The sequence below is a fragment of the Nonomuraea sp. NPDC003804 genome (assembly GCF_040610675.1).
In the GTDB taxonomy this organism is placed as follows: domain Bacteria; phylum Actinomycetota; class Actinomycetes; order Streptosporangiales; family Streptosporangiaceae; genus Nonomuraea.
The window spans coordinates 170,464-181,676 of sequence record NZ_JBEXMT010000004.1 but is presented as its reverse complement, the minus strand read 5'-3'; the positions used below and the strand labels follow the sequence as shown (position 1 = coordinate 181,676).

The 11,213-nt window shown below is 72.8% G+C and carries 6 protein-coding genes; all 6 read left to right on the top strand.

What is annotated here, in order from left to right:
* The first annotated feature begins 133 nt into the window (after positions 1-133).
* The 6 genes from ABZX22_RS07005 to ABZX22_RS06980 are packed head-to-tail and all read left to right on the top strand — an operon-like array spanning position 134 to position 11,094.
* Entirely contained in the window at positions 134-1,513 is a 1,380-nt protein-coding gene (locus ABZX22_RS07005) for an AMP-binding protein (RefSeq protein ID WP_354906661.1), read from the top strand.
* Complete coding sequence (locus tag ABZX22_RS07000) at positions 1,506-2,879, top strand: condensation domain-containing protein (RefSeq protein WP_354906660.1); 1,374 nt, start codon at positions 1,506-1,508, stop codon at positions 2,877-2,879. Before ABZX22_RS07005 ends, ABZX22_RS07000 begins: the two co-directional genes overlap by 8 nt.
* A complete protein-coding gene (locus ABZX22_RS06995) occupies positions 2,876-3,736 on the top strand; it encodes a thiamine pyrophosphate-dependent dehydrogenase E1 component subunit alpha (protein ID WP_354906659.1) in 861 nt (286 codons plus the stop codon). Before ABZX22_RS07000 ends, ABZX22_RS06995 begins: the two co-directional genes overlap by 4 nt.
* A complete protein-coding gene (locus ABZX22_RS06990) occupies positions 3,733-4,698 on the top strand; it encodes a transketolase C-terminal domain-containing protein (RefSeq protein ID WP_354906658.1) in 966 nt (321 codons plus the stop codon). The genes ABZX22_RS06995 and ABZX22_RS06990 overlap by 4 nt, the downstream gene beginning before the upstream one ends.
* On the top strand, positions 4,691-5,767 hold the full coding sequence (locus ABZX22_RS06985) for a 2-oxo acid dehydrogenase subunit E2 (RefSeq protein ID WP_354906657.1): 1,077 nt from the start codon (positions 4,691-4,693) through the stop codon (positions 5,765-5,767). The genes ABZX22_RS06990 and ABZX22_RS06985 overlap by 8 nt, the downstream gene beginning before the upstream one ends.
* Positions 5,767-11,094, top strand: coding sequence for an amino acid adenylation domain-containing protein (locus ABZX22_RS06980; RefSeq protein WP_354906656.1), 5,328 nt, complete (start codon positions 5,767-5,769; stop codon positions 11,092-11,094). The genes ABZX22_RS06985 and ABZX22_RS06980 overlap by 1 nt, the downstream gene beginning before the upstream one ends.
* The last annotated feature ends 119 nt before the right edge of the window (positions 11,095-11,213 follow it).

The window sequence follows — 11,213 nt, the reverse complement described above, 5'->3', positions numbered from 1 at the left end:
CCACGGATCTTGATGTGGTCGCAAGGGCCGACAAACACGGGGTTCTCGGGCTTGTCTCCCTCTCGCGGCCGTGCCAGACTGGCGCCGTCCGAAAATAAGGAAAGTTTCCTTTTAGTAGTTTCGGGGGTCTGTCGTGAGCGTGACCCTTCCTGACCTGCTGAGAGCGCGGGCCGCGGCCGATCCCGGCCGGGTGGCGATGACCGTCCACGGGGTCGGCTCACTGACCTTCGGCGAGTGGGAGCGGCGCTCCACCGGGGTGGCCGCCGCACTCGACGCGCGGCCGGGCGACCGCGTGGGGCTGGTGTTCGGCAACGGCGACTGGCTGGAGTACGCGGTGGCGTTCTTCGGCGTGGTCAAGGCGGGTGCCGTCGCGGTGCCGCTGTCCGACCGGCTGGCCGCCGCCGACATCGAGGCCATGCTGGCCCACTGCGGTGCGACCACGGTGCTGCGTCCGGGCGGGTTACCCTTCGCGGAGGGCGCGCCCGACCCTCCGCGACCGCGCGACCTGGCCCAGATCCTCTACACCTCGGGCACGACCGGCAGGCCGAAGGGCGTCGCCGCGACCCACGCCAACCTGGCCTACGGCTGCGGCGGCAGGCGCAGGCCGTTCATGCACAGCGCGCACCTGGCCCACGCCTTCCCGATCGGCACCAACGCGGGGCAGTGGATGCTCGTCAACGCGGTCGACGCCCACCCGCAGGTGGTGACGCTCCCCAGGTTCACCCCCGGCCGGTTCGCCGCGCTGATCGAGCACCACCGGGCCGGAACCGTCTTCCTCGTGCCCGCCATGGCGATCGAGCTGCTGGCCGCCCGCGCCCACGCCACCCACGACCTGTCGAGCGTCCTGCTGCTCGGCTCTGCGGCCGCGCCGCTGCCCTCCCAGGTCGCCACCGAGCTCGGCACGGCCTTCCGCAACGCGACGATCACCAACTACTACACCTCGACCGAGGCCGCGCCGGCCCAGACCGTGATGATCTTCGACCCGGACCGGCCGGCGAGCGTCGGCCGTCCCGCGTCGGGCGGCGCGGTGAAGATCGCGACCGCGAAGGGCGACCCGCTGCCGCCGAACGTCACCGGCGAGGTCTGGATGCGCTCGCCCGCGGCCACCCGCACCTACTACCAGGACCAGCAGGCCAGCGGCGAGGTGTTCCGCGCGGGCTGGGTCCGCATGGGCGACCTCGGCTACCTGGACGACGACGGCTACCTCTACCTGGTCGACAGGGAGAGCGACGTGATCAAGTCGGGCGCCTACAAGGTCTCGACGATCCACGTCGAGGAGGTCGTCCACCAGCACCCCGGCGTGATCGAGGCGGCGGCGTACGGCGTGCCGCACCCCACCCTCGGCAAGGCCGTCGCCGTGGCGGTCGTCGGCTCCGTCGCCCACGAGGAGCTGCGGATCTTCCTGAAGGGGCGACTGGCCCCGCACGAGCTGCCCGCCGAGCTCGTCACCCTCGACGCCCTGCCGCGCAACCACGGCGGCAAGGTCGACAAGCGGAGGTTGAGGCATGACTGAGGTGTCGCCCGTCCAGCACGGGATCTGGATCAACGAGCTGGCGGGCGCCGGATCGGCCTACCACATGCCGCTCGTGATCAGGCTGGACGCGCCCGTCGACGAGGGCGCGCTGGCCAAGGCGTGCGCCGCCGTGGTCGAGCGACATCCGCTGCTCGGCATGGCCTTCGCCGAGAGCGACGGCGTGCCCAGGCTGGTGCCCGCCCAGCGGCCCCCTGCCCTCTCGCGCGAGGAGCAGCCGGGCCCCTTCGACCTGGCTCGCGGCCCGCTCGTGCGCTTCACACTGGCGGGCGACACGCTGCGGGTGGTCGCCCACCACGCGGTCTTCGACGGCCACTCCAAGCAGGTGCTCGTCACCGACCTGCTGGCCGCCTACCGCGGCGAGGTCCTGCCCCCGCTGCCGCCGGCCGGCCCGCGGGAGGCGCCCGCCGGCGATGCCCGCGCCTTCTGGGAAGCCAGGTGGCGCGTCCCCGGCGAGGTCATCGTGCCGGGCGGCCTGCTGCGCTCGCGGCGCGCGGGCGAGGGACGGGTGCTGGAGTTCCCGCTCGAGGTGCCCGAGCTCGACGGCCTCACCAGGTTCGAGGTGCTCATGGCGGCGCTGCACGCCGTCCTGGCCGCCTACGGCAACGCCACGGTCTGCACCGCGATCGACCTGTCCACCCGCACCCCCGCCGAGGAGGGACACATCGGCCCGTTCGTGAACGAGCTGCCGCTCTTCTCCGAACCCACGCCCGGCGTGCCGTTCGCGCGGTTCGCCCAGGCGCTGCGGGCCGAGCTGCGCGAGATCTACCGGCACCGGCGGGTGCCGCTGGCCAGGGCGGTGCGGGGGCTCAAGCCGCACGCCGCGCTGGCCCCCGTGTCGGTCAGCTACCGGCGCGGCGACGACGACGAGCGGGTGGACTGGCTGGCCTTCAACGGGGCGGTCAGGGGCGCCCTCCAGCTCCAGCTCCTCGACGGGCGCCGGGGGATCGCGGCGAGCCTGCGCTACGACGCGGCCGAGCTGCCAGACCCCGAGCCTGTCGTCGCCGACCTGCGCGCCCTGCTGGCCAAGGTGGCCGGTGACCCGTCGATCCCCCTCGCCGCGCCGCGACCGGTCGTGGCGGACGGCCCGGCGACCGTTCCCGCGGGCTCCGCCGTCGCCGTCGACGGGGACGACCCGCTGCTCGCGGGAATCACCGCGATCTGGGAGGAGGTCCTGCAGCTGTCGCCGGTCGAACCGCACGACGACATCTTCGACCTCGGCGGCCACTCGCTGACCATCACCCAGATCATCGCCCGCATGCGCAAGCGGCTGGACATCGAGATCGAGCTCGACGACTTCTTCGACAACCCCACGATCGCGGGCGTGCTCGGAGTGATCCGACGGTGATCGACGCCGACCTGTCGCGGATGCTGCTGATCCGCGCCTTCGAGCGCAAGCTCCTCGACCTGTTCGGCAGGGGGCTGCTCAACGGCACGACGCACACCTGCCTCGGCCAGGAGTACGTCCCCGTCGCCATGGAGGGCCTGCTCGACCCCGCCGACCACGTCTTCAGCAACCATCGCGGCCACGGCCACTACCTGGCCCGCTTCGACGACCCCGAGGGCCTGCTCGCCGAGATCATGGGCCGGGAGGGCGCGGTGTGCTCCGGGGTGGGCGGCAGCCAGCACATCCGCCGCGACCGCTACCTGTCCACGGGCGTCCAGGGCGAGAGCCTGCCCGTGGCGGCCGGCGTCGCGCTGCATCTCAAGCGCGCCGAGCCGGGCCGCCTGGCCTGCGCCTACATCGGCGACGGCACTTTCGGCGAGGGCGCCGTCTACGAGGCGCTGAACCTGGCCGCCCTCTGGGGGCTGCCGCTGCTGGTGGTCGTCGAGAACAACGGCATCGCCCAGTCGACGCCCACCCCTGCGCACACGGCGGGCACCATCGAGGGCCGCGCGACCGCGTTCGGCATCGCCTACGCGCTGGTCGAGGGCGCCGACGTCGACGGCATCAGGGACCGGCTCGCCCCGCTGGTGACCGGCGTACGGCAGGGCAGGCCCGCCGTGATCGAGTTCGTCACCCACCGGCTCGGCCCGCACAGCAAGGGCGACGACACCAGGCCCGCCCACGCCGTCGGCGAGGACTGGCGCGACAAGCTGCTCTCCCCGCGCCTGGAGCGGCTCGAAGCCGAGGCGCGGGCCCGCGTCGAGGCGGTCGCCGCCGACGTGATGGCCCGCCCCCTGTCCCGGTGGGAGACGCGATGAGAGTGGCGGAGAACCTCAACGCCGCTCTGCACGAGGTGATGGCGGCCACGGACGACCTCTACCTGCTGGGCGAGGACGTCTCCGACCCCTACGGCGGCGCCTTCAAGATCACCCGGGGCCTGTCCACGCGTTTCCCCGGCCGCGTGCTGTCCACGCCGATCAGCGAGAACGCCATCACCGGCGTCGCGGCGGGCCTCGCGCTGTCCGGCGACGCCGCGATCGTCGAGATCATGTTCGGCGACTTCGCGGCACTCGCCTTCGACCAGATCCTCAACTTCGCCGCCAAGTCCGTCTCCATGTACGGCTCGCGCGTCCCCATGCGCATGGTGGTGCGCTGCCCCGTCGGCGGCGGCCGGGGCTACGGCCCCACCCACAGCCAGAGCCTGCAGAAACACTTCGTCGGCATCCCCGGCCTGTCCCTCTACGAGATGTCGCCCTTCCACGACAACCTCGCGCTGCTCACTCACATGCTGGGCCGCGCCGAGCCGTGCGTGCTGTTCGAGGACAAGGTCCTCTACACCCGGCCCATGCACGACGTGCCCGCCCCCTTCTCGCTGGCCGTCGCCGACGGCGTGGCCAGGGTCTTCCTCGACGACGAGCCGGACTGCGTGATCGTCGCGACCGGCGGGACCGCGCACCGGGCGCTGGCCGCCATGCGCTCCCTCCTGCTGGAGGAGGAGATCGTCTGCACGCTGCTGGTGCCCTCCCGCCTCTACCCGTTCGAGGTGGAGGTGCCCCCGGCACGGTACGTCTTCGTCGTGGAGGAGAGCAGCGCGGGCGGCACCTGGGGCGCCGAGGTCGCCCACCAGGTCCACCGGCGCCACTGGGGACATCTGGCGGGCCCGGTCACCCTCGTCCACTCCGCCGACTCCGTCATCCCGACCGCCGCCCACCTGGAGGACGAGGTGCTGGTGTCGGAGTCGGCGATCCACCGCGCGATCAGGGAGAAGCTCCGTGGCTGAGCTGCGCGTGCCCAAGCTGAATACCAACGACACCGAGTACCTGCTGGTCGAGTGGCTGGTGGCCGACGGCGCCCCGGTCCACGAGGACGACATGGTCGCGCTCGTGGAGACCTCCAAGGCTGCCGAGGAACTGCCCGCGGACACCTCCGGGATCCTGCGGCACGTGGTGCGCGCGGGCGCGTGGTGCCGCCCGGACGAGGTCATCGCGCGCATCTCCGACGGGACGGCCGCAGACGAGGTCATCGCGCGCATCTCCGACGGGACGGCCGCGCCCGCCGACCCCGAACCGGACGTGCTGAGCACCGAGACCGCCCCCGAGCCGGACATCCTGATCACCGCCCCCGCCCGGCGGTTGATCGACGAGCACGGCGTCCCCCTGGAGCGGATCCACGCGCTCGGCCTCAAGGTCGTCAGGACGGCCGACGTCGAACGCGCGCTCGGCCTCGTCCACGAGCTGCCCAAGGTCCAGCGCGCCGTCGCCAGGGCGGTGGAGCAGTCGCACCGGACCATCCCGGCCGCCTACCTGGCCGTTCGGATGGACCTGGCGGCGGCGCTCGGCCACGCCGCCGCCCAGACCAGGGCCGTCAGGCGGCCCGTCGGCCTGGCGGAGATCTTCGTCCAGGCCGTCGCGAGCCTGCACGGCGGCTTCCCGCTCTTCTTCGCCGCCCTCGACGGCACCACGGCCAGGCTGTCGCGCACCCCCGCCATCGGCGTCACCGTCGACATGGGGGAAGGGCTGTACGTGCCGGTGATCCACGACGCGGCCCGCCGTACCACCAAGGAGATCGCCACCGCGCTCATGCGGCACCGGGTGGCGGCCACCACCGGCGACTTCAGGGAGCCGGACCTCACGGGCGCCAACTTCGTCGTCACGCTGCACACCGACGGCGGCGTGGTCCTCGCGATCCCGTTCGTCTTCCCCGGCACCGCCTGCGCGCTGGCCGTGACCGCGCCTCAGGAGGGCACCGTGGCCGACATCGGGCTGGCCTACGATCACCGCCTGATCAACGGCAGGGACGCCGCCCTGTTCATGACCGCACTCAAAGCCGCCGTCGAAGGGCTGAGCTGATGTCCGTCGTCGACCTGTCGGAGGCCAAGAAGGAGCTGCTGCGGCGCCGGTTACAGGGCCGGCAGGCGACCGGCGGCATCCCGCGCCGCCCCGAGGGCGGCCGCCCCCCGCTGGCCCCCGCCCAGGAACCCCTGTGGTTCATGGAGCACCTGTCGCCCGGCACCGCCACCTACACGATCACCCTCGCCGTACGGCTGCGCGAGCCGCTGGACGAGGACAGGCTCCGCCTCGCGCTCGACGAGCTGCCGAGACGGCACGAGAGCCTGCGGCACAGGTTCCCGACCAGCGAGGACGGCACGCCCGACGTGGACGTCGCCGAGACGGCCGAGGTGCCGCTCGCGACCGCGCGCGCCGGCGACGACGACGCGGCCGTCGCGCTGATCGACGCGGCCGCCGCCGTACCTCTCGACCTGGCCGCGGGCCCGCTGCTCAAGGCGCTCGTGGTGACGCTCGGCGACCACCACCACGTGCTCGCCCTGCTGGTGCACCACATCGTGGCCGACGGGCAGTCGGCGCAGCTGCTCATGCGCGACCTGCTGGCGCTCTACCGGGGCGAGCGCCCCGCCGCACCGGCCGTCCGCTTCGGCGACGTCGCGCTGTGGCTGCGCGAGCGGTCGTTCGAGCGCGAGCTCGGCTACTGGCGCGACCAGCTGGAGGGGCTGCCGCGCGCCGAGCTGCCGCTGGACCGCGCCCGACCGGCCACCCAGTGCTTCGACGGCGCCACGCACGTGCTGGAGCTGGACGCCGAGCTGACCGAACGGGTCGCGGCGCTGGCCAGGCGGCACGGCGCGACGCCCTTCATGACGCTGCTGGCTGCCTTCCACGTACTGCTGGCACGGCTGTCCGCCCAGGACGACCTGGCCGTCGCCACCCCCGTCGCCGGCCGTACCCGGCCCGAGCTCGACGACGTCGTCGGCATGTTCGTCAACACGCTCGTGCTGCGCGCCCGGCTCCACGACGACCCCAGCTTCGCCGACCTGCTCGACCGGACCAGGGGCGTGGTGATCGACGCGCTCGACCACCAGGAGCTGCCCTTCGCCACGCTGGTCGACGCGCTCGGCGTGCCGCGCGACCCCAGCAGGCAGCCGCTGACCGACGCGTTGTTCTCGATGCACGACCTGGCGGCGGGGGAGGACGACTTCCCGCTGCGTCCCGGCTCGTCCCGGTACGACCTGGAACTGTACGTCGTCCCCTCGGGCACCGGGCTGGCCTGCGCCTTCACCTACAAGACCACGCTGTTCTCCGCCGGCACGATCGAGCGGATCGCCGGGCACTTCGCGGCGCTGGTCCGCGCCGCCGTGGACACGCCCGACCGGCCGGTCAGCCGCCTGTCGCTGGGCGACATCGCCGAGATCGAGGCCTGGAACGCGACCGAGGCCGACTACCCCGCCCACCAGAGCCTCCACGGCCTGGTCGAGGAGCAGGCCGCCAGGACACCCGACGCGGTCGCCGTCACCTTCGACGGCACCTCCCTGACCTACCGCCAGCTGGACGAGCGGGCCAACCAGGTCGCGCACCGGCTCGCCGGCGCCGGCGCCGGCCCGCTGGTCGCCATCTGCGCCGAGCGCTCCCTCGAACTGGTCGTCGGGCTGCTCGGCATCCTCAAGTCGGGCGCCGCCTACGTACCGCTCGACCCCGAGTACCCGGCCGACCGCCTGGCGTTCATGCTGGCGGACGCCGCCACGCCGGTCGTGCTCACCCAGACCCGCCTGGCGCCCCTGCTGTCCTCGGGCGGTGCCGCCATCCTGCCGCTCGACGACCCGCAGGTCTGGGACGGCCTGCCCGCCTCGCCGCCCGGCGCCGCCCCCGGCGAGGCGGCGTACATGATCTACACCTCGGGCTCGACGGGCAAGCCGAAGGGCGTGCCCAACAGCCACCGCGGCATCGTCAACCGCCTCGACTGGATGCAGAAGCGCTACCGGCTCACCGCCGCCGACGTGGTGCTGCAGAAGACCCCCGCCGGCTTCGACGTGTCGGTGTGGGAGTTCTTCTGGCCGCTGATCGCGGGCGCCCGCCTCGTCCTGGCCGCGCCCGGCGGCCACCGGGACCCCGCCTACCTGCGCGACCTCATCAACACCGAGCACGTCACCACCCTGCACTTCGTCCCGTCGATGCTGGCCCTCTTCCTCGCCGAGGAAGGCGTGGCCACCTGCACCTCCCTGCGCACGATCATCTGCAGTGGCGAGGAACTGCCCGTCGACCTGGCCACCCGGTGCCTGCGCGCCCTGCCCGCCGACCTGCACAACCTGTACGGCCCGACCGAGGCGGCCATCGACGTCTCCTCCTGGCAGTGCACCCTCGACGGCCTCGAAGGACGGGCCACCGTCCCGATCGGCTCGCCCATCCAGAACATCACGCTGCACGTCCTCGACCGGCACGGCGCCCCCGTACCCGTCGGCGTGCCCGGCGAGCTCCACATCGGCGGCGTCGGCGTCGCGCTCGGCTACCACAACCGGCCCGAGCTGACCGCCGCCCGCTTCGCCGCGGGCCGCTACCGGACCGGCGACGCGGCCCGCTGGCTGCCCGACGGCACCATCGAGTTCCTCGGCCGCCTCGACGACCAGGTCAAACTCCGCGGCCTGCGCATCGAACCAGGCGAGATCGAGACCGCGCTGCGCGAGCAGGCCGGCGCGAGCGAGGCCGTCGTGGTCGTCCGCGCCGGCAAGCTCGTCGCCTACCTGGTCGGCGGGCCCACCGAGCCCGCCCTGATCAGGGCCGCCATCCGCGGGTTCCTGCCCGAGTACATGCTGCCCTCGCTGTTCGTCCCGCTCGACGCGCTGCCGCTCACCCCGAACGGCAAGCTCGACCGCAAGGCGCTGCCCGAGCCCGTGCCGTCGTCCGACGTCGCCTACACCGCGCCGTCGACCCCCGCCGAACAAGCCGTCGCCGACGTGTGGGCCGAGGTCCTCGGCGCCGAGCGGGTGGGCGTCGACGACGACTTCTTCGACCTCGGCGGCCACTCGCTGCTGGCCATCCAGGTCGTGGCCAGGCTGCGCAAGGCCGGCGTCGGCCCGCTCGGCCTCGTCGACCTGTTCACCTACCGGACCGTCCGCGAGATCGCCGCCTTCCTCGAGAACGCGGCCGACCGGCCGCGCCCGCTGCTGCAACGGCTGACCGGCCCGCGGACCGCCTCCGTCACCCACGTCTGCGTGCCGTACGGCTCGGGCAGCGCCATCGTCTACCAGCCGCTGGCCGACGCGCTGCCCGCCGACGCCGCGCTGTACGCCCTGGCCATCCCCGGACACGACATCGGCCTCGACGAGGAACCGATGGAGTTCGACGAACTGGCCGCCAGGACCACCGAGGAGATCCTCCGCATCGACGGCCCGCTGGTGATCTACGGCCACTGCGGCGTGGGCGCGGCGCTGGCCGTCGAACTGGCCAGAAGGGTCGAGGCGGCGGGCCGTCCCCTGGAGGCCCTCTACATCGGGGCGATCTTCCCGTTCGCCAGGCCCCGCGGATGGTGGCGCTTCGAGCTGCTGGACCGGCTGCGCTCGCACCAGACCGACCTCAACCGGCTCAAGGCGCGCGGCGTGGACCTCGACGAACTCGACCCGGGTGTCGCCGAGCGCATCATCAGGACGATGCGGCACGACTCCAAGGCCGCCGAGAAGTACTTCACTTCGCTCTTCAACGCCGCGGACCGGCCCAGGCTGCACGCCCCGATCATCTCGGTGATCGGCGAGCGTGACCCCGCCACCGACTACTACGAGGAGCGCTACCGCGAGTGGGGTTTCCTCAGCGACACCACCGCCCTCGCGGTGCTGGACGAGGGCGGCCACTACTTCCTGCGCTACCGCGCCGACGAGCTGGCCGCCGTGCTGCGCACCCACCGGCGGCTCGAACCCACCGACCGCTCCGCCTCCTGGTGGGTGCACGCGGTCTCCACACCGGCGACCCTGTCATCGGCCCCTTCGCCGGAACCCTCATCGGCCCCCTCATCGGCCTCTTCGCCGGAACCCTCATCGGCTCGGTCGTCGGCCCCATCGGCTTCGTCACCCGCGCCCAGCATGCGGCGCTTCCTCACCATCGCCGCCGGGCAGCAGATCTCCATGATCGGCTCCGCGCTCACCGGATGGGCGCTGCCGATCACCGTCCTCGTCGAGTCAGGATCGATCGCGCAGTTCTCCGTCCTGGCCGTGCTCAACCTGGCGGGCCTGCTCATCTCGCCACTGGCAGGGGCCATCGTCGACAGGGGCGACCGCCGGCGCGTGCTGCTGCTGGCCGACGTGGCCGCCGCCGCCGTCCAGGGCGTGCTGGCCGTGCTGATCTTCCTCGGCGACCTGCGGCTCTGGCAGGTCTACACGCTGATCGTCGCCCTCTCCGTCGCCGGCAGCTTCCAGCGCCTCGCCTACTCCTCCGCGGTGCCGCAGCTCGTGCCCAAGCGCTACCTCGGGCACGCCGTCGGCGTCACCCAGATGACCAACGGCGTCGCCCAGCTCGTCGTCCCGCTCATCGCGGCAGGACTCCTGGCGTGGATCGGGCTCGGCGGCATCGTCGCCCTCGACGTGGCAAGCTACGCCTTCGCCGTCCTGGTCGTGCTGCTCGTCCGCTTCCCCGACACGCTGCCGTGGCGGCCGCGCGAGCCGCTGCCCACCGAGATCCGCAACGGCTTCGCCTACACCTGGCACGCGCCCGGCCTGCGCGCCATGCTGGTTTGGTTCGCCGTGCTGAACATCTTCCTGTCGCCGCTCCTGCTGCTCGTCTCCCCGCTGGTGCTGTCGTTCGCCACGCTGCGCGAGGTGAGCGTGGTCTCCGTGGTGACCGGGCTCGGCGTCCTGCTGGGCGGCCTCACCATGGCCGTCTGGGGCGGGCCGCCCAGGCGCAGGTTCAGCGGCGTCCTGCTGACCACGCTGGCGATCGTGGCGGGAAGCGTCGTCACCGGGCTGGCCCCGTCGGTGGTGCTCGTGGGCGTCGGGGCGTTCGCGATCACCTACTTCCTGACGCTCATGAACGGGATCTACTCGCTGATCGTCCAGATCAAGGTGCCCTACCGCTACCACGGCAGGGTGTTCGCCCTGAACACGCTCGTCGCCTGGTCGACCCTGCCCATCGGGATGGGGCTCGTCGCGCCCCTCGGCGCCGCGCTGTTCGACCCGATGCTCGCCCCCGGCGGCGCGCTGGCCGGCACCGTCGGCGCGGTGATCGGCGTGGGGGAGGGCAGGGGGATCGCCTTCCTCTACCTGGTGTGCGCGGTCGGCATGGTGCTGGTGGTGGCGGGGGCGCTGCGGGTACGGCGGCTGGCCCGCTTCGACACCGAGGTGCCCGACGCCCTGCCCGACGACCTGGTGGGCGTCGAAGCCATCACCACCAGAACCGCCACCTGAGCAGCCTCCCGGACCGTCACCCGAGCAGCCTCCCGGACCGTCACCTGAGCAGTCTCCCGAACCGCCGCCTGCCGAACCGCCGCCTGAGCAACCTCCCGAACCGTCACCTGAGCAACCTC